The sequence below is a fragment of the Lysinibacillus sp. GW821-FHT14F06 genome (genome assembly GCF_058803665.1).
The window spans coordinates 1-17,190 of sequence record NZ_JBXAPF010000012.1 but is presented as its reverse complement, the minus strand read 5'-3'; the positions used below and the strand labels follow the sequence as shown (position 1 = coordinate 17,190).

The window sequence follows — 17,190 nt, the reverse complement described above, 5'->3', positions numbered from 1 at the left end:
CCGCACCTTACTTTTTACGTCTTTGATGCTGATGACGTTGTTTTTTTGACTTTACATAGGTTGCGGCTTTAGTTTGCTGTAGTTGTAGACCGCGTTTGTTTGCTTCTGCCGCGATACCTTCTGCAAGTTGATTGAATACATCTGCACAAGCAAAAGCGCCACCAACATGCTCATAGATAGCTTCGCCTGCACCTTTTTCTAATAATTCATCAAGGGATTTAATGATAAGTTTTTTAGCCCCATCAAAATCATCATCAGTAAGTTGTTGTGCATCTTCGTGGAACTTTGTGAAAACCGTACGGGCTCGTAGTAAATTTTCATCTGACATATCAATTTCATATTTTAAATTATTGTCGATTTCCACTGGAATTGTGGATTTGCGTGTATTGATCTTAATTGTCATATATATCGCTCCTTAAAAAAGAGAAGGCTTAATCGCCATCTCCTCCGATTGGTTCTTCTAGTTCTATTTCATCGCCCGAATTGTCGGGCTCATCAGGGTATAACTGGTTGTACTGTCATAGTCGGTTTAGCATCCCATGAAATACGGCAATTGAATGGTGCGTAGTCTGAAGCTTCACCACCAGTAGTTTTAATTTCTGATACTGTAGCGCGTCCTGTAAGTTCTGTACCATCTGTGCGTACTTGCTTGAACATGATTTTGCGGGCTTCTCCTGTCTCAAACTCAAGGTCTGCAATCAATTTTTGCGCTGCATCCTCAATATCATGCATCCCTTCAAACGTGTACGCCTTCTTTACACTGATAACATCCGTTTCTTTTGTACCATCACCATCATAAAATGCATATTCCTCTGTTTCTTCTTCTCCGTCGTCCGCAACAGTGGAAATCCATCTCGCTAGAGGTAAATCTGCTGTGCTATTTTCATCTTCATATTTGCCTACCCAATATTCTGTTAAGGCATTCTTTTTACGTGCCATTTAAGCCACTCCTTTGTTAATTGTAATTTGTACACTGATTGATAATTGATAAATAAAATAGCCTTGCTCATCAACAGCAATGAGCGAAGGCATACCGACAATACGTATATTGTTAAATTCATAACTATTGTTTTCAGATGGTAAATCATCTAAGTTCTCAAGTTTTTGGAAAATTGTAGTAATAAAGTTAATGCAATTATTTTGTTGCTTACTTTTAGCATTGATTTGCACTTGTTGTTGTTTATCACGCATCCCGTCAAAATAAATCATTTCTTGACCGCCTGGCATTGCCATAACTGAAATACTTTCGGTCGCTTCAAGTACACCAATGATGCTTTTGGCAAACGGCTTTTGACTATTAATATAACGATTGAGCTGTAATAATAAATCTAATTCCATTTACTTCATCGCCTTTTTCACGATATTCACCCAACTTTTATGGTGTATTGCTTGTGCTTTAACATCCCATTTAGGACCAGTACCTGGTGTTGTAAATTTAGCACCGTAATTGTAATATTGCCTTCTAGCATATGGAGCGTTCCAAATGATCGATTTCCCGTCTGCAGCGATAGTTGATTGGTTACGTAGATCACTAGAAAGCTTTGGTGCGTATATGTTGGAATCAGCGTGTACTTGGTTTACAAAAGCGATTTGCCCACGTCTTACTAATTCTTCAGCTCTCACACGCACACCATTAATTTCTGTACTTACTCTAATTCTCGCTGTCATTAAATCACTTCCAATTCATAGTGACGGATTTTATTTTTGTTTGGATGATAGCAAGGTACAATTTTCTTTAGAGTTAACTCTCTACCTTCGAAAATGATGATAGATTCCTCTTTAAAATCAGGAATTGGTGAGCTATTAACGGCATCTACAAAGATTACACCCTCAGCGACTATTTTTGTTTGAGTATTGTCACGACTAAACACTGTAGTAGGATCATAACGCACAAATTCGATATCGATCGGTTCCTTATACATGGGATTCCCGTAATCGTCTTTTTTATCAAGGATTTCTTTATAGGTTATGTCGTGTATAAGCCAACTTTTCGGCAATGGCTTAATGTACATTAAATCACCTCGATTCCTCTATATAAAAGCCCTGTATTACGTAAATACATATAGACATCATCAGCAACGATGTTATTAAGTTTTGCTTGGTTTCTCACACCACTGGATATAGAAGTACGTCCTATCGAAACAGACAAAGGATTATTTAATTCATGAGCACTTGTACCACCCATGTCATTAAAATACTCAATTTGAGCAGCGACAGCCTTTTTAAATTTATCTCTACGTAATGGAAAATCAGATTCCAAATCATTAAGTTGATAAAAGTCACGAGTGATGCTATCTAATACATCACTCGCTTTTTGTTCTAGTTTCGGAAAGTCATCTGCTGTTACATCAGAAAATCCAAAGTTTTGGTATTCATCGAAAGATAGGTATGGCATATTAACACCTACTTTGCATTCGGATCTGGTTGTTTCAATTCTAGCTCTTTTTCGAGCTTTGTCACTTTTGCTTTAAGTGCTTTATTTTCTTTGGTCAAATCTTCATTTTCTTTTGCTAGATCCACACTTTTTAAATTTTCTAACTCATCAACTACCGCATTGTGTTCAGCAAGTGATACGCTACGCCCACCAGTTGCACGTTTAACAACTTTGCCTTCGCTATCAATTTGGTCATAACCTTGTTGCAAATGTGCTGATAAACGACCTTCATCTATATCTAAAATGCGATTACCTTTTCGTACTTTTACTACATTACCCATGTTTGTTCCCTCCTAATAAAATTAAAAGAGGACTAAAAAAGTCCCTTTAGGCTTCAGTATTAATTTTTATTCCATCAACTTTTTTAGCAATTACGAAAAGATCCCAGTACTTGCGTTCGAAGTATAAATATTTACCACCTGTCGCTGCCGATGGATTATCCAATGAAACGAATTCATATTTTTGCGGTGTAATAACTGTTAATGGATGAATTAAAATCATGTTAATTTGTTTAGCAGTCACATCTGCTACTGCGCCATCTGTAAAGTTATAAACTGTTTTCATACGAGATGATGGGACAACTTTAATCGTTACATCGTCAAGTGAGTAAATGCTACGTTTTACATTACCAGCATTCCCACTCGCTACATCTAATTGACGTTGGAGACCTTGAGCAGTTTTTAATAACTTATTAACAGTTGGTGTCACATATAAAACTCGACCGGTTTGTGGTACTTCCGCATCGTCCATAGTTGCCATAAAATCATCGAAAATATCTAAGATATTTTCTGCATTTAATGCTGTAGTATCTACAGTTCCACCATGAGCAGTAAATTCAGTGAATAATTTCGATGCTGCGTATTTGTCCATTTCAGGAATCTTCTGTTCATCGTTAAACACGCGTGTGATGTTCGCAATCGTTAGTGCCATGTTCGTTTCATCAACATCCATTGGATCCACTAACGTTTTAAATTCACGATCGTGATCAATTGTTTTTGGCTCAAAATCGTTATCAGTACGACGAGTGAATGAACCAACTACATCTCGGTCCACATCAACGAAACCGCCTACTGTAATACGTGGGATTTGGATTGTTTTAGCGCTTGTCCACTTGATGTTTGCGTTGTTGGCCGTGCTATATAGCTCGACAAACATTAATCCAGTTGTGAATTTTTGTTGTAGTGCTTGGGTATACAGTTCTGCATAGTTAGGTGCTGCAAAATATTGAATATCTAATTTTAATAACATTTTCATACCTTGGTAATTTGGTAATGATTTAATAACATGTTTCATAGTATTTGTTCCTCCTAATTTTTAATTACTTAAATGCGTTTAACCATTGCTCTGCTTCTGTTGTTGATTGGGTACCATGTTTGCCTTGGGAAAACTTTGGCTTTTGTTGTTCCTGCTGTTGCGATTCTTCTTTTTGAGCAAAATGAGGATACTTTTCAACTATCTTAGAAATAGCTGTATCCATATCCACATCATCACTCACCATTGTTTTGGCAAGTGTCACAACATCAGTGACATAATCAGCAATAACGCCTGCTTTCATTGCGCTGATTTGAGCTTTAAGTACAGAATTTTCATCTGACAATGTTGATTGATTTGTTTCTAATTCTTTCAAACGTTCAGCTTGCTTTTCTTGCTCTGTTTTCTGTGAATCTTGCCACTCTTTGAATTTAGCAAGACCTTCTTTAGCATCTTTAAAGTCGCTAATACCTAACTCTTTCAACATTTTTTCTTGCTGTTTACTTGATTCGCGTTTGACGAGGTTATTGACATCCTCTTGTGTAAATGTCTTTTCAGGTGGTGTTTGATCTCCTCCACCATTATCTGCAGGCGGTGTATCTGCTGGAGGTGTTGGGTCAACAGGTGGTGCATCACCTTCTCCTGCTAACATCTGAATATCTAAAGGTCTCCACCCAGCATCTGGTGTCGGTAGCTGGTAAACTGGTTTTTGCATTTCTTTTTTCATAATAAAGCCCTCCAATATGGATATTTTTCCTTCCGTTCTTTATGGCGTCTACGGATAAAGACAAAAATAAAAGCCGTATCTCTACGACTTAATTACTCGCTCTTTATCATACCTACGTGCAAGATCATGTTCATTCACAAAATCACGTACTTTAGTTTGTCGATTACGGACCAACTGCTTGTACTTTTGAATTGCAACTTCATCACCAATTTCTTTGGCTAGATTAAGTGAACGTTTTGCCTTTCGGACTTGGCGCTCATAATAACGTTGTTGTTGTGATAGCTTATATTGTTCTCGCATTTCGGCTTCATCGTATTGAATCTGATTATTAGTGTTTAAGCCATCGATAAACAGATATAAGATGTGGCGACAATGGACGCCTCTTATTCCCCATGGCTCACCATATCCAAAGTCATAAATACTAGGATACTTAGGATCACTAGAAGGATTACTCATAGAACAAACCTTACCCTGTATCTCTGCACAAGCTGGTCTTGGGTCTGCATAGCTGTTAACTAACACTAAATCAATACCGTATTCATCCATACGAGACAATCGCAACTCGTTGTAAGTATTGTTGACTGTATTCCGAATAACCATGTCAGCATATTGTTCTAACTGCCATACTCGACCCCTTTTATCAATAAATCCTGTATCGATACCTTTATTGGCCCATTTAATGACCGTATCAGCAACGGCTTGATTTATGGTCATATTGCCAGCTAAAACCTGTGCTGTGGTTTGCTCAACAATTTTACGATACATAATAGCCGCTGTACCTTGACCATAAGTAGTTGTGATAAGTGTTTGATTAACATAGTTGTCGAGTTCTAGGAACGTTTGTTTAACATAGTTTTCTAGAATTAAATCAATCTGAGTAGGCGGTGGTAACGGCTTGTATTTTCCACTTACCTCATCATCAACGCTTTGTATTGTCTTGTTTCCAACATCCTCAATCATTTGCCTGATTGTTTCAGCCGCAATACCTGTAACTATAGACAACTCTCTAATAGTTTCGAGATTGAACATTCGTAATTGCTGCATCTTTTCAACTTGCCATTGTAGAACATAGTCTTTATCATGCTCAGAATTCGTTTTAAGGCGGTTTGCTATCTGATTGAATAATTCATCCTCTAAAGCAACATAAATATCTGTAATCTGTGATGTGTACAGATTAAATTGATATGGAGTGATGACTGGTCTTGGCATCTAATCACTCCCTACTACCGAAAAAACCAACTTCTTTTACAATTTCATCATGTTCAGGAGAAGATCTATTATTCTCCTCTCTGATTTCTTTCAATATCTTAATAGCTTCTTTCTCAGGTACTTTATGCACCTTCATAATCGCTCTTACTCTTGATGTCAACTCGGCACCCACTAACTGGATTTGACGATTCATTTCGCTTGCGGCATCTTCGGCAATACTATCATCAAAGCCAATAGTTGTTTCATAACCATCTGCTGGACGCTCAAATAATTCGTACAACTCACCTAAATCAATGATAATTTCAACCAGTTGTTTCAAAGCCTCACCAACTACAACCTCATGTGTCTGTTTAGTTCGGAATGTCTTGCTATCCTGGCTAATAACTTCTGTCGCTGTTTTAACTGATTGACCATTGAATGTGAAGGTACCACTTGAAAATCCCGTTTGCATCGATAAGAGGTTTAATAAAGCGTTAATGGCATCGACATGCTCGGTTACTCGTAAACCTACAGTACTGTCATGGATTTTATCAGCATCCATGTCACCACCCAATGCCTCATAAACCTCGTCATTTTCATCAAAGAAACGTCGATGTGTTCCATTTTTTCTATCCACAACTGTGTTAATCATATTTTCAGGTACAATGATTCTTCGCTTACCAAGTATAAATTCGCGTTGGAAACTATCAAATGCAATATCTAGACTTTTTAATGTATCAAGTGCATTTGCATAGATTGGAACACCTAGTGGGCTCGTCAAATCAATATTATTAGCAACATTCGGATGGATATAAACAAATAAACTTCTCCGCACGTTTTCCATTGGCACTTCTTCTTCTAAATCTTCATACAAAGTTGATAAAGGAATCTTCTTGCCAAGCTCATTTATGTTTTCACTTACATAAAGCTCGTTTTTAACAACGTAACGCCCATCTTCCCACAGGTGCCATTCAAGAAGTGTATATGTTTTCTTTCCTTCAATAGTCACGTTGGTAAATACACCCTCATAAATGCCTCTACTGTTCCAGGAGATTGGTATAAAAGAGTCTGCTTTTACATATGACAATTTGATTTTGTCATCATCAACATACGGTTTTACAACCATACCACCAGTGGCGAAACTGTATTCCAAGTAACGTTGGAATTGTTTATAGAAATTATTATCCTCTAGTACTTCATGGATGAACTTAGATGTACCTTCATCGGAAATATTAATCTCACATTTCTCGTTAAAGATTATCTTAGCCATTTCCTCACTGAGTATTTTAGCCATGTTCAAAGATGCTCTGCGACGCTTCTGTTGACCACTGGCAACTGTGTGATAAAATACATCGTGCCAATCACTAAAGTAGCCTTTATATATTTGCTGCCATTTCTCAATTTCTTTATAAGTTTCATCTGACATCGGAATTTTCTTTATATCCGAGACATCCTTTATTTTTTGCACTAACCCCAATTTAACCATCACCCCTTTCATCCAATTCACTGCTTTATTGAACATGTCATCACCTACCCACGTAAATAAAAAACGACCACATCACTGTGATCGCATTACAATTTTTCTATTTGCTTTTTAAGTCTTTCTTTTTCTATAGAGGTGTTTGTTTTCATTATTTTTGCTTCTAAATCTTCAATTAATGAATTTACGAATTCACCTAACTTAATCCCAAACATTTTTCTTAATTCTTGTCTGTCATCTTGTTTAAGTGAAGATGAATCAATATCGTTATGCTCTATTTTATACCTTGATACATTTTTTTTGATTCCTTCAAATTCTCCCATTGTAATCTGATTTAACTTAATTGCTTCAATAAGTAATGATTCAATGATTTTTGAAACTTCTCTATTATAAGGATTCCTATTAATTTTCAAATCATTCATGAAACACATATGTCTTAATGGACTAACAATATCTGTGTCAATTTGTTTAAAGATTGTTTTAGTGTCAGGCACCTTGGAACGTTTGAAAGTATCACTATTAAAATATAAGACCAAAGCTATTATGATACTAATGAGAATAAATAAAATTATCATGTTATCACTTTTTTCCTTTTTTACAAATATCATAACATTTTAACTTTTTATATTCACCCACCTAAATATCGTTTAAAAAAATAATTATTTGCATAACGACACTCATCAAGAGCGTGGTTGAAATCGTCGATCGGTTCACCATTATCTAAACGGACATACATACCAATCTCTTTTAAGAAATTATAATGATCGTATTCACTGTCTGTTTCCACAATTAAAAATTGCTCGTTAGTAATTGAGTTTTGTAGGCGTTCAATTCCTACCTCAATTCCTTTCGAACTTCCCTTAATATCTTTATTATTATTGTTTGCTGCCTTTGTTTGTATGCCTAACAAGTGTAATTCCTCTCGAAGTGATTTACATGCTGGGTCAACAAAGAACTCTGTATAACGCATTTCAAACGTTTTAACACACCATTCTTTGAATTTAATAAGTTCTTTAGCATAAGTAGACATTGCCTTGACTTGCCCTGTATCAGCACCACTATGGTAGTAGTTAGCCACTCGTAATAGCCTGAACTTATCCTCATACCTCACAACAATGTTGCAGCTACACGAAGTCGCATCAGATTGCCCACCATCAGCTACAAAGAACATTTCGTAAATCTGCCCTCGTATCTTTGGAAGTACATTTTTCTTCATGTTAAACATGCTGTAAATAACGCCTTGTGGCATCACTCGCTTACCTTCCCAGTCACGCTCAAACAAGTAAGGGTTCTTAGATAGAATCTCAAAAATCTCCTGTTTACGTTCCTCGGTGATAATCGGATTATCTTGTATTGTCCAATGCATCCAGCGAGTGTTTTGAACATCGAATACTTCACTAATGACCGGATGATGTGGAGCTGGTGGGTTAAGGTCCGCTAAATGGTAACGATCTAATGCTGCAAAGGTACGACGAAAACACTCTTGAATCATTTTCATGTTCAATAAGTTAATCTCGCAAAATACCACGCTACCAAGCGACATACCAGTGATTGCACCAACACTATTGGATTTACCTCCACCTTTGTAATAAACCTTTTTAACGCCATTTGGAGTATGAATTTCAAGGTGTGAACCATGTTCATCGTGTTTTATTTCAGCGAGATTACCAAAGATATGTTTAAGTCCTGTGCCGTCACCGTCAATAAAAAGACGATAAGCTTGTTCCTGGTTGTAAGCGACAATCAAATGGTTTGTGTCCCTTGTCCATGTTAAGTAATCAGCATAACGAAAATGTCCTGCTGTTGTCTTTCCAGACCTGGGAGTTCCCTCGAGAACATCGAACGTGTAATTATAGTCGCGGTAAATGGCTTCAAGCTGTTTAGAACTAAATTTAATATCAACCTTCGCCATGTTGCTCACGCTCTTTCATCATCTGCTCATACTGCTTACGGCCTTCCACCAATGCATCCAACATCGATGTGTCTTTCTTATCGCCACGTAACTTAGCAGCCCGCATTTCTGCAAAGTCGGTTTCGGCTTTGATTTTCTCTACTTGGAACTGCTTCAACTCATGTTCGTTTAACAGGTCCATATGTTTAGACAGGAACTCAAGAGCTTTCATCTTGTCAGCAAGTTTAACACTAATGCCGTCTTTACCTTGCTTAACCTCTGTTATGAGTGAACCATCAAGTTCGGCAGATTCATTCAGATGCACATAGTTGAAAGCATAGGTTTTAACGTTGCCATTCATATCGAGTTCAGGTTGACCCTCATCGTTGTAAACGACTTCTTCTTGCCTGCCAAACTTCACGTAATCAGTTATGTCAGCAAAAGCTATGTCTATCCACTTTTGAATTAAGGTTCGTTTGTCAAGCAGCGCATCCTCGGTTAACCCATCTCTAACCCTAGTGATTTCTTCTCGAATCTTAGTATTTCTAAGTAGTTGATTACCATTAGTCATTGCTGTTGTATAAGCACACCCATAAGCCTTTTGATAAGCCTTGGTAGCATTCCAGCACTTCACATAATAAGCAATGAATAGGCGTTGCTTGTCGTTTAGGCTGTTACTGTCATCATCACTGAAATAAATAATTTCATCCTTTGGCGCATCTTCTTTTATAGTTGCAACCTTCGCTGTTTTGGTTGCATCCTTTTCAGTTGCATCCCTAGACCATTTCTCGCGACTCTTTCGACTCTTTAATGTACCAAGCTTTATCCCATGCTTTTCAGCAAGATCAGCAAGTGTAATCTTTGTGGTTTCCCACTCCAGTTTTATTTCATCCCAATTAGCCATATCTCATAATCACCACCACCTATACCTGAAGCCTTGGAAGCCTCTTACTTGTTCTAAGCGTTTTTGCCTTAAATCATCCATAAAAATAAGACAACCGTTCCATGTGCGATTAGTTACCTCACATGACGCAGTTGCCTTTGTTTCTATTCTCATCACCCTCATTGATGATTCAATAAATCCATTTTTGACGAAATACACTCTGTCACCAATGTTTAGTTTTTTAGGATGCCTGGATAGTTGCCAGAATTGTTCGTATCCACCTTGTTCATAAACAGCAGTTTCTTTATCATCATTTACATATTCACTCTTAGGAATAGTTACTACGATGTCCAATGGCATCACCCCATTATGCTAGTAGCTTTGTAAAATAAAAAAAGCACTCTTTTTAAGAGCACTTAATCTTCTATGCGTTGGATGAGCGAAATCATGATTTTTCCAACACTATTAAAATAGTATTTTTCATCTATAGCCTGTGTCACATCAGCCATTTCCATTTCTATATCAACATCTACGCCTATATCTGGTTCTAATACTTTTGTAATCAGTTGTAATCCTACGCTTTTCTCAAGAGTTATTAATAAGCTATTTCTAGTTACATCCTTTTCTTTAGCGAAGTGATTTAACTTTCCACCAACATAAAAATACTCAGTCTTTTTTCTTTTTAACTTAGGAGATCTCAACGAATTTGGCTCAACATAATCAATGTATTGATCTAATAATAATAAGTTTTTTATATCAATATCATAAAAGTGAGATAACGCATTCAAACAAATCAGCGTTTCATGTGATACATCCTTTTCATCATCTACAACAGAATTCAAAATAGTCCCCATTATTAATGATGCTTTCGAAGAATTGCTTAACAAAACTTGTCGAAATGTATTAGCTACGAATTCAGCTTTCTCAGGAGAATCAATATACTTTTTCAGTTTATTTAATTGTTGTTCCGAAGGTTCGTCCATCGTAAATCCCTTCAAGCATTGCTCAAATCTTTTTTGACTAATCCAATTATTCGCTTTGATGCCTAAATCCACAAATTTAAAAATTTCCCCACTGGATTTCACTAATTCATTATCAGTTACAGTAGTAAGAAAATCAGATACTTTTTCTATTTTCTCGCCAATTTCTCCGATAATCTTTTCTATTTCATTCGTCATTATTTACCACCTCTATCCAATCATAACCTAGTAGATGAAATATATGTAATAACTTTTTGCTCTCAAAACCACACCAAACTCTGCCCTCTTAACTCATAGCGTTTTGGCTGTTTGATGCAGTTTTCAAAGCATAATAAAAGCCACGCTCATAGAACGTGACCTGAAATATTATTTATTAGCACTCATAAACTCATCTATAATTCTTATTGCTTCATCTACAATATCTGCACCAAGGGCTAGATGACTTCCAACACCTATTATTTCATCAATACTATTCATTTCTGGTAAATGGTCCAAACTATTAAAAAAGTGCGATAGTTCTTTTAAAATTTCCTCAACCTTTTCTGCTTGATTCATTTTAACATCCCCTTTACTCTACATTGATTGCTTGAATGCGTGCTGTTTCGTATTTTGCTATTTCCTCTACGGCTCTCTCTTTTGTGCTATAGCAGCCTACTAATACTTCATGAAACGGAAAACCACTTACTAATTTATATACTAAATAAACAGTGTCTATTTTTTAGTCATTGTCCACACCTCCCCTCAAGCTAATTTTAGCTGAATGGAGATTTTTGTCATACTACAACATGTGGTTTTTTGCTCTCAAAAGCAAGTACTGACGAATCAAAGTGGAGGAAACTCTGCTCAATATTCACTTTTCAATGCAAAAGAAAAAGGCACCTGTTCAGATGCCTAGTTCTTAATAAATTTATTAATCCCAACCCACTTTGAATTCAAATTTCTGATTAGGTATAGTCATTGGAGCTGTTTGGATGATTTCAACATAATTCCATCCAGAAGTTAAATTGAATACAGCTGTATCCGTTTTGTTATTTACTTTTATAAGGTTTCCATTTAACACATTCAATTTATGAGTGCCATAAGAATAAAATGCTATAGGAGCTACCCCTGAACTACCATCATAGTAGAACTTATAATAACGAATAGGAATGTATTGATTAGTGTAAGATTCCACCAATTTGTCGTTTTCGATAACTTGTGCATTCTCATAAACGCTACTAGCAGCAAATGCTTGTGCTTGAACTTCCGCAGAATTTGTTTCAGTGTTCAATTCTTGAGCTGATGCTTCGTTAGAAAGACCAGTAAAAATACCAAATGCTACAGCAGGGACTAAAAATAAGCTTTTCTTCATAAAAAAATTCCTCCTCATATGTAGTACAAACATATTTTACCATAAAATATGGATTGTTTTTACTTTTATAATAAAATATGTATTTATTACCATCTTCATGAGGAGTAATTTCAATTTTAAACCATTTATTGTATATTTTATAATAATATACTGATATAAAAAAGCCTTACCATGCTAGGGATAAGGCTTTTTTCAGTGGTATATCTACTTTTTGTCGAGTTAGCTCATTTCTCACACACGTTGAGCTGGACGTGTTTATTATTGCAAGGCAGAAAAGTGTTTTAGTTTTATAGTGCATTTCCGTGCACTTTATTGCTGTAGTAAGTTTGACTGAATTATGAAAAGTGGACGAAGTTCACATAAAAACCACTCCTTTTTCCGTTTTTTAGCCTTTTATATTAATTAAGATACCTAATCTCTTAAAAAATATGGGCCGGCCATGTATGTCATGCCTCGTACAAGTTTATGAGGCGCTGGTCGGTCGTCGGTCGTTCTGTCCCTAATATTTAGTAATTGATAAATACCAAGAGAGGAAACCTTTACCGCACCGTCCTACCTCCAAGTTTAATTTATGAAATAATGGTCTTTCAACAATTCGTAATCTGCGTAAAATGCGTATTTTGCGTATTATTGTTTTCTAACATAGCATTTAAGATGTTTTCCCGAATCTTTCTAATCGTACCTTCTGATAATCCCATTGTTTGCCCTATTTTACGCATTGAATAGCCGTCTAAAATACAGTTGAGTACAAAAATATCACGCTCTCCTGTAACATTACTTGCGCGCTTTTGGATTTCCCTAACCTTCCATTCATAACGCAAAACTCTTTTCACATAAAATTGCGAACGTCTTGTTGCTTCATAACTAACTGGATCACTAGTTCCTCCACTAGCTTTCGGTAAAGTCGCTTCAATTCCATACGCAGCTACTTTAGCACCATCGTACTCAATATCTTTTGCAAGCTCATTCTGCGTTTTACCTAATCTTATTTGTTCAACCATCCAGTGATAATCTTTCAACCATTGATCTACCATATACTTTTTTACTTCTTGTGTTTGCCCTTGTTTGCCCATTAGGTTTGCCCTCCTAAGTTGTGTTATAATACTTTTGAGATTACTCAAAGGGCATAACCAATTCTAGGCTGTAGCATGTAACGACGCTGCGGCTTTTTTATAAAATCCTCAGAATGCCAACTTATAAACAGCTCACTCTATTTATTGGAACCTCTTTTAATTCGTTCTCAATTTTTACAACAGCTACTGGATAAGCAACAACGCCGCCTGTATGACCACCAATCATTGGAGATTCTCCAATAGGCTGTGAATACTGAAAAACACCTATTAATTCACCTTCAACTATTTCTTTACCGATTTTTACAGACACTTTACTCATGATTCTGCTCACCATCCTTCTCATTTTGCTCATATTGTGCAGTAACTAACTTTTCAATCCTTTTTCTATAAGGCTTCTTAAAACCTCCGATTGGTTTGATCCGTTACCAATTAAATTTCCTATTTCACTCCAAACATCTTCAGAAAGAGTTAATGAAACTTTTTTAGTTATCCCAAACGCTTTACGTCCAGCACCTTTTCTTTTTCCACCACGTTGATTTTGGTTACTCTTTTCAACCTCACTTTGAATTGAGTTACTTTTTTCTAAATCTTCATTACCATTTTGATTTTGGTTACCTATTTCATATTCTTGTTTTAATTTTTCAAGTTCATCTATAAGAGACTGAAATTCTTTAATCTCTAATGCGTAGTTCTCTATTTTCATCGACTTATGAATAAAATCATTCGGATTTTTTAACGAACGATTTACTAAGTAATTCGAGTTAATGACAAGTCTGTCTGCTCTTGTTACACCTCGCTCTTTTAGCCAATTCAATAGTGTCTCTATTTCATTTAATTTTTGAATGTACATCTCTTTAAGTTTCGGTTTTCTAATTTTTAATAAAGCATCCATGTTATCCATCCCCTTTGATTAAAGTTACCTTAATCAAATTATATCACCTAGAACAGAAAATACAATTGATTTTAGTAACCTTTTTCAAAAGAAGATACTGAACAAAATCTTTCAAATATTCACTTAGCCCACCTACGCAAACAACTAATCTGCTCCAGCTCTTTTCTAATGCTTCGTAATTCCCTATAAACCTTGCATCCTCTGCACTTTTTAGTAGGATCGTAAGCAGCACGTTTCGGGCACCCTTTACACTTGAGATAAGCTATGTGATCCTGTTGATTGATTAGCCTGGCTCTACGTTGTTTGACTTCCTTACGTACTGTGTTCATTTTCGTCACCCTGCTTTAGCTGCTTTACGTGCTTTCCTAGCCTTTTTAAGCTCATCATGAGTTATCCAACCACCATCAATCTTTGAATACGTTAGAAGCTTTAATTCGTGTGGATAACGGTATTCGAATAACTTCTTCCTCAATTCAAATTGCTGAGTAACCATCCCCTTGATATCAACCACTTCTGTATGACCATCTGCATATTGAACTGTAAAATCAGCGTTATAACCAATCTCACGATATTTCTTGCCGTTCTTTTCGAACTTCGGCAACAATACGAACCTAGGCTGTAATTCAAAGGAGATCACAATACCTTGCGATTGTAGATGTTTCAAGTAATCGTAATACTTTGCTTCCATTGCTGAATCGAATGTAATTCCATCATGTACAACTTTCTTATTGCCGTATTTTGCTTTGCTCATTTTCACCTCCTGTTAGCACTCTTAGAAGTCTGCTGATAAAACAACCTAATGCCGTTCTACCAGCAGCGTGTATTTAATAATCAAAAATGCTTAATTGTTTGATTTCAAAATTCATTAAGAGTAATTCCTCTGCATCTGCTCCTAAGTTCTGGCCACCAACTACTTGTTTAAAGGTTTGATGTTTTTCAACACGCCATCCTTTATAAATTTCATGAAGGATTGGATCGTCATAATAACTCAGCATCACTTTCCCTTGGACTTGATTAAGTAGTTCAGCAAGTTCGTAATGGTCCTTCAGTGTAAAACCACCAGCATAAAACTTCTCTCGGCCAATATAGGGTGGATCAATATAAAACAGGGCCTCTTTTGAATCATATTTAGTTATGATTTCTTTATAATCTTTGTGTTCGATCATTACGCCCTGCATTCGTTTTGCAAAGTTTCTAATGGCCTCGCATGCATTTACATAACCCTTTGCAGGATTTTGACTCGAACTGGTACTATGCCGCCAACCTGTATTGGGCACTTCTTCGGCATTACCTTTTGATATTGCTGATCTATTTAAGTAAAAGAATCGTACAGCTCTTTGGAATGGATCCGTTGGCAAAGGTTCCTTTCTCCATTTCTCATATAGTTCTCTGCTATAAGGTAGTTGCTGGCATGCCTCAATCAATCTTTCTGTATTTTCGATACTCTGCATAATGAAATTCACTACAACTCCATCAATATCGTTATATACCTCATGATTGATCCTTGGCTTGCGTGAAATGACATGTGCTGCCCCCCCAAATGGCTCAACATAAACTTTGTGACTTGGCATTTTACTAATGATTAGATCAGCTTGTTTTCCTTTGCCTCCGAACCATATTAGTGGGGATCTCGAGTTCATTAATACCCACTCTCCTGTCTAGCGTGATTGACCTTATTCTTAGCGTAGTAAGCTTCTTCTACTTGCTCCCATGTGAAGCCAAGCATTTCACCCAAACCAACAAACATTTGCCAAGTTTTCTTGTACTGCTCAAAAGTTTCACTAGCATAAGTCATTTCACATTCCAAAATACAATCTGCCAAATTGCTAATTTGATTAGATAGATACAAGAATTGAGTTGTAATGCTGTGGTATTTTACAACTACAAAATCATTCGTTAATTCAAGTCGTACAGGTCCTGTAAATTTATCTCCAAACTGAATGTAAGTGTAATCTTCTAACCCAATACTCAAAATGAAATGCAAGCAATCTACATACTCCTCTAAGAGTGGGTTTTTATCGACTACCAAGAACCCTGCACAATCTGGACAGTCATACCAATGATTCCCTAATGAGTGTTTACCTTTGACCTTATCTACTGGCGGATTTCCTCTGAAATACCCTTTCTTTTCGCAACTTGGGCAGTGAATTCTATCCCATGTTCTTGGCTTTTGATTTTTACTCCACTTCTTAAACCCACGCCATTCATTAGCACACTCGCCTAACTCAACTTGTAGCGCTAATAGCTTCCAATCAAGATTGTTCTGCCCTCGTAACTCTGGGTGCTCCTGCATGATGTGCTCGTCCAACGCTGCTTGTGTTTCAAATAAATTTTTTAAGTTCATTTTTACGCCCCTTCGCTAACCATTTTTTCTCTACTAAAATTTGATAAGGATATTTTTCATATTCATAAAACTTAACCGCGCTGATTGGTACATAAGCTGCATGTTCTTGAAATTTAATTTGCTTTTGTAATTCCCTAAGTGTTCTGCCATACAAAATTTTGCGTTTTTGCGTATTAGACATATTAATCACTCCTTAGAATGGCAAATCTGATTCATTGACCTCAATTGGCCCCTTACTATTAGCAAACGGATCTTCATCAACCCTCGGATAATTTGGTTGATTATTACCGCCATAATCGCCCTGTGGAGCCCTTTGATTGGTTCCACCTGTATTTGTACTAGATTCGTAGTTTGGTGCGCCCTGTGAGCCTCCTGTGCTGTTTTTAGTGTCAAGAAACTGCACACTGTCAGCTACAACATTCGTAAAATAGATTCTTTGCCCGTCTCTCTCATACGAACCTGACTGTAGTTTTCCATCAATGCCTACCAACGACCCTTTCTTCAAATAGTTAGCCGCATTCTCGGCAGCCTTACGCCAAACTTGGACATTGATAAAATCTGCTTCTCTCTCACCATTTTGACTAGCGAATGCTCTGTTAACTGCTAATGTAAATTGGGTCTTTGCAACTCCTTGTGGCGTAAAAGAAAGGTCAACGTCTTTTGTTAATCGTCCAGTCAATATGACTCGGTTAATCA

26 protein-coding genes are annotated in these 17,190 nt (G+C 36.6%); all 26 read right to left on the bottom strand.

The window, feature by feature from the left end:
• Positions 1-7 precede the first annotated feature (7 nt).
• Entirely contained in the window at positions 8-403 is a 396-nt protein-coding gene (locus AC1RNS_RS12490; RefSeq protein ID WP_492993024.1) for a DUF6673 family protein, read from the bottom strand.
• Between the two features lie 92 nt (positions 404-495).
• Positions 496-939 carry a phage tail tube protein gene (locus AC1RNS_RS12485; RefSeq protein WP_492993023.1) on the bottom strand — a complete coding sequence of 148 codons (444 nt, stop codon included), beginning with the start codon at positions 937-939 and terminating at the stop codon, positions 496-498.
• A complete protein-coding gene (locus tag AC1RNS_RS12480; protein WP_492993021.1) occupies positions 940-1,338 on the bottom strand; it encodes a phage tail terminator protein in 399 nt (132 codons plus the stop codon). It lies immediately after the preceding gene.
• The gene (locus tag AC1RNS_RS12475) at positions 1,339-1,668 is read right to left on the bottom strand and encodes a minor capsid protein (RefSeq protein WP_492993019.1); all 330 of its coding nucleotides are present in this window, start codon (positions 1,666-1,668) and stop codon (positions 1,339-1,341) included.
• A complete protein-coding gene (locus AC1RNS_RS12470) occupies positions 1,668-2,012 on the bottom strand; it encodes a putative minor capsid protein (RefSeq protein ID WP_492993017.1) in 345 nt (114 codons plus the stop codon). Before AC1RNS_RS12470 ends, AC1RNS_RS12475 begins: the two co-directional genes overlap by 1 nt.
• Positions 2,012-2,395: a head-tail connector protein gene (locus AC1RNS_RS12465; protein WP_492993015.1), complete on the bottom strand. Its 384-nt coding sequence runs from the start codon at positions 2,393-2,395 to the stop codon at positions 2,012-2,014. Before AC1RNS_RS12465 ends, AC1RNS_RS12470 begins: the two co-directional genes overlap by 1 nt.
• Positions 2,396-2,403: 8 nt before the next feature.
• Positions 2,404-2,715, bottom strand: a complete 312-nt coding sequence (locus AC1RNS_RS12460; protein ID WP_492993013.1) for a hypothetical protein — start codon at positions 2,713-2,715, stop codon at positions 2,404-2,406.
• A gap of 46 nt (positions 2,716-2,761) precedes the next feature.
• Positions 2,762-3,682: a capsid protein gene (locus AC1RNS_RS12455; RefSeq protein ID WP_492993225.1), complete on the bottom strand. Its 921-nt coding sequence runs from the start codon at positions 3,680-3,682 to the stop codon at positions 2,762-2,764.
• A 70-nt stretch (positions 3,683-3,752) separates the two neighbouring features.
• A complete protein-coding gene (locus AC1RNS_RS12450; RefSeq protein ID WP_492993012.1) occupies positions 3,753-4,412 on the bottom strand; it encodes a hypothetical protein in 660 nt (219 codons plus the stop codon).
• 81 nt (positions 4,413-4,493) lie between these two features.
• Complete coding sequence (locus tag AC1RNS_RS12445) at positions 4,494-5,621, bottom strand: phage minor capsid protein (protein ID WP_492993011.1); 1,128 nt, start codon at positions 5,619-5,621, stop codon at positions 4,494-4,496.
• 4 nt (positions 5,622-5,625) lie between these two features.
• Complete coding sequence (locus AC1RNS_RS12440; RefSeq protein WP_492993010.1) at positions 5,626-7,122, bottom strand: phage portal protein; 1,497 nt, start codon at positions 7,120-7,122, stop codon at positions 5,626-5,628.
• 50 nt (positions 7,123-7,172) lie between these two features.
• Positions 7,173-7,688, bottom strand: a complete 516-nt coding sequence (locus tag AC1RNS_RS12435; protein ID WP_492993008.1) for a hypothetical protein — start codon at positions 7,686-7,688, stop codon at positions 7,173-7,175.
• 20 nt (positions 7,689-7,708) lie between these two features.
• The gene (locus tag AC1RNS_RS12430) at positions 7,709-8,992 is read right to left on the bottom strand and encodes a PBSX family phage terminase large subunit (protein ID WP_492993007.1); all 1,284 of its coding nucleotides are present in this window, start codon (positions 8,990-8,992) and stop codon (positions 7,709-7,711) included.
• Entirely contained in the window at positions 8,979-9,875 is an 897-nt protein-coding gene (locus tag AC1RNS_RS12425; protein WP_492993005.1) for a terminase small subunit, read from the bottom strand. Before AC1RNS_RS12425 ends, AC1RNS_RS12430 begins: the two co-directional genes overlap by 14 nt.
• A gap of 9 nt (positions 9,876-9,884) precedes the next feature.
• Positions 9,885-10,208, bottom strand: a complete 324-nt coding sequence (locus AC1RNS_RS12420) for a hypothetical protein (RefSeq protein WP_492993003.1) — start codon at positions 10,206-10,208, stop codon at positions 9,885-9,887.
• A 62-nt stretch (positions 10,209-10,270) separates the two neighbouring features.
• Positions 10,271-11,032 (bottom strand): hypothetical protein, encoded by a 762-nt coding sequence (locus AC1RNS_RS12415; protein WP_492993001.1) that lies wholly within the window; start codon positions 11,030-11,032, stop codon positions 10,271-10,273.
• Positions 11,033-11,200: 168 nt separating this feature from the next.
• Positions 11,201-11,389 carry a hypothetical protein gene (locus AC1RNS_RS12410; RefSeq protein ID WP_492993000.1) on the bottom strand — a complete coding sequence of 63 codons (189 nt, stop codon included), beginning with the start codon at positions 11,387-11,389 and terminating at the stop codon, positions 11,201-11,203.
• 355 nt (positions 11,390-11,744) lie between these two features.
• Complete coding sequence (locus AC1RNS_RS12405) at positions 11,745-12,185, bottom strand: hypothetical protein (RefSeq protein ID WP_492992999.1); 441 nt, start codon at positions 12,183-12,185, stop codon at positions 11,745-11,747.
• A gap of 587 nt (positions 12,186-12,772) precedes the next feature.
• Positions 12,773-13,258, bottom strand: a complete 486-nt coding sequence (locus AC1RNS_RS12400) for a hypothetical protein (protein WP_492992998.1) — start codon at positions 13,256-13,258, stop codon at positions 12,773-12,775.
• Between the two features lie 121 nt (positions 13,259-13,379).
• Positions 13,380-13,577, bottom strand: coding sequence for a hypothetical protein (locus AC1RNS_RS12395; RefSeq protein WP_492992997.1), 198 nt, complete (start codon positions 13,575-13,577; stop codon positions 13,380-13,382).
• A gap of 45 nt (positions 13,578-13,622) precedes the next feature.
• Positions 13,623-14,150 carry a CopG family transcriptional regulator gene (locus AC1RNS_RS12390; RefSeq protein WP_492992996.1) on the bottom strand — a complete coding sequence of 176 codons (528 nt, stop codon included), beginning with the start codon at positions 14,148-14,150 and terminating at the stop codon, positions 13,623-13,625.
• A 334-nt stretch (positions 14,151-14,484) separates the two neighbouring features.
• Positions 14,485-14,901, bottom strand: coding sequence for a DUF1064 domain-containing protein (locus AC1RNS_RS12385; protein WP_492992995.1), 417 nt, complete (start codon positions 14,899-14,901; stop codon positions 14,485-14,487).
• Positions 14,902-14,974: 73 nt separating this feature from the next.
• Positions 14,975-15,790 carry a DNA adenine methylase gene (locus AC1RNS_RS12380; protein ID WP_492992994.1) on the bottom strand — a complete coding sequence of 272 codons (816 nt, stop codon included), beginning with the start codon at positions 15,788-15,790 and terminating at the stop codon, positions 14,975-14,977.
• Positions 15,790-16,494: a dUTP diphosphatase gene (locus AC1RNS_RS12375; protein WP_492992992.1), complete on the bottom strand. Its 705-nt coding sequence runs from the start codon at positions 16,492-16,494 to the stop codon at positions 15,790-15,792. The genes AC1RNS_RS12380 and AC1RNS_RS12375 overlap by 1 nt, the downstream gene beginning before the upstream one ends.
• Positions 16,472-16,675 carry a hypothetical protein gene (locus tag AC1RNS_RS12370; protein WP_492992991.1) on the bottom strand — a complete coding sequence of 68 codons (204 nt, stop codon included), beginning with the start codon at positions 16,673-16,675 and terminating at the stop codon, positions 16,472-16,474. Before AC1RNS_RS12370 ends, AC1RNS_RS12375 begins: the two co-directional genes overlap by 23 nt.
• Positions 16,676-16,687: 12 nt before the next feature.
• On the bottom strand, positions 16,688-17,188 hold the full coding sequence (gene ssb / locus AC1RNS_RS12365; RefSeq protein ID WP_492992989.1) for a single-stranded DNA-binding protein: 501 nt from the start codon (positions 17,186-17,188) through the stop codon (positions 16,688-16,690).
• Positions 17,189-17,190: the final 2 nt, after the last annotated feature.

Excerpts from the sequence above, each read along its gene's own strand:
- AC1RNS_RS12490 (WP_492993024.1), bottom strand. The coding sequence starts at position 403 with ATGACAATTAAGATCAATACACGCAAATCCACAATTCCAGTGGAAATC.
- AC1RNS_RS12485 (WP_492993023.1), bottom strand. The coding sequence starts at position 939 with ATGGCACGTAAAAAGAATGCCTTAACAGAATATTGGGTAGGCAAATAT.
- AC1RNS_RS12480 (WP_492993021.1), bottom strand. The coding sequence starts at position 1,338 with ATGGAATTAGATTTATTATTACAGCTCAATCGTTATATTAATAGTCAA.
- AC1RNS_RS12475 (WP_492993019.1), bottom strand. The coding sequence starts at position 1,668 with ATGACAGCGAGAATTAGAGTAAGTACAGAAATTAATGGTGTGCGTGTG.
- AC1RNS_RS12470 (WP_492993017.1), bottom strand. The coding sequence starts at position 2,012 with ATGTACATTAAGCCATTGCCGAAAAGTTGGCTTATACACGACATAACC.
- AC1RNS_RS12465 (WP_492993015.1), bottom strand. The coding sequence starts at position 2,395 with ATGCCATACCTATCTTTCGATGAATACCAAAACTTTGGATTTTCTGAT.
- AC1RNS_RS12460 (WP_492993013.1), bottom strand. The coding sequence starts at position 2,715 with ATGGGTAATGTAGTAAAAGTACGAAAAGGTAATCGCATTTTAGATATA.
- AC1RNS_RS12455 (WP_492993225.1), bottom strand. The coding sequence starts at position 3,682 with ATGTTATTAAAATTAGATATTCAATATTTTGCAGCACCTAACTATGCA.
- AC1RNS_RS12450 (WP_492993012.1), bottom strand. The coding sequence starts at position 4,412 with ATGAAAAAAGAAATGCAAAAACCAGTTTACCAGCTACCGACACCAGAT.
- AC1RNS_RS12445 (WP_492993011.1), bottom strand. The coding sequence starts at position 5,621 with ATGCCAAGACCAGTCATCACTCCATATCAATTTAATCTGTACACATCA.
- AC1RNS_RS12440 (WP_492993010.1), bottom strand. The coding sequence starts at position 7,122 with ATGTTCAATAAAGCAGTGAATTGGATGAAAGGGGTGATGGTTAAATTG.
- AC1RNS_RS12435 (WP_492993008.1), bottom strand. The coding sequence starts at position 7,688 with ATGATATTTGTAAAAAAGGAAAAAAGTGATAACATGATAATTTTATTT.
- AC1RNS_RS12430 (WP_492993007.1), bottom strand. The coding sequence starts at position 8,992 with ATGGCGAAGGTTGATATTAAATTTAGTTCTAAACAGCTTGAAGCCATT.
- AC1RNS_RS12425 (WP_492993005.1), bottom strand. The coding sequence starts at position 9,875 with ATGGCTAATTGGGATGAAATAAAACTGGAGTGGGAAACCACAAAGATT.
- AC1RNS_RS12415 (WP_492993001.1), bottom strand. The coding sequence starts at position 11,032 with ATGACGAATGAAATAGAAAAGATTATCGGAGAAATTGGCGAGAAAATA.
- AC1RNS_RS12410 (WP_492993000.1), bottom strand. The coding sequence starts at position 11,389 with ATGAATCAAGCAGAAAAGGTTGAGGAAATTTTAAAAGAACTATCGCAC.
- AC1RNS_RS12405 (WP_492992999.1), bottom strand. The coding sequence starts at position 12,185 with ATGAAGAAAAGCTTATTTTTAGTCCCTGCTGTAGCATTTGGTATTTTT.
- AC1RNS_RS12400 (WP_492992998.1), bottom strand. The coding sequence starts at position 13,258 with ATGGGCAAACAAGGGCAAACACAAGAAGTAAAAAAGTATATGGTAGAT.
- AC1RNS_RS12395 (WP_492992997.1), bottom strand. The coding sequence starts at position 13,577 with ATGAGTAAAGTGTCTGTAAAAATCGGTAAAGAAATAGTTGAAGGTGAA.
- AC1RNS_RS12390 (WP_492992996.1), bottom strand. The coding sequence starts at position 14,150 with ATGGATGCTTTATTAAAAATTAGAAAACCGAAACTTAAAGAGATGTAC.
- AC1RNS_RS12385 (WP_492992995.1), bottom strand. The coding sequence starts at position 14,901 with ATGAGCAAAGCAAAATACGGCAATAAGAAAGTTGTACATGATGGAATT.
- AC1RNS_RS12380 (WP_492992994.1), bottom strand. The coding sequence starts at position 15,790 with ATGAACTCGAGATCCCCACTAATATGGTTCGGAGGCAAAGGAAAACAA.
- AC1RNS_RS12375 (WP_492992992.1), bottom strand. The coding sequence starts at position 16,494 with ATGAACTTAAAAAATTTATTTGAAACACAAGCAGCGTTGGACGAGCAC.
- AC1RNS_RS12370 (WP_492992991.1), bottom strand. The coding sequence starts at position 16,675 with ATGTCTAATACGCAAAAACGCAAAATTTTGTATGGCAGAACACTTAGG.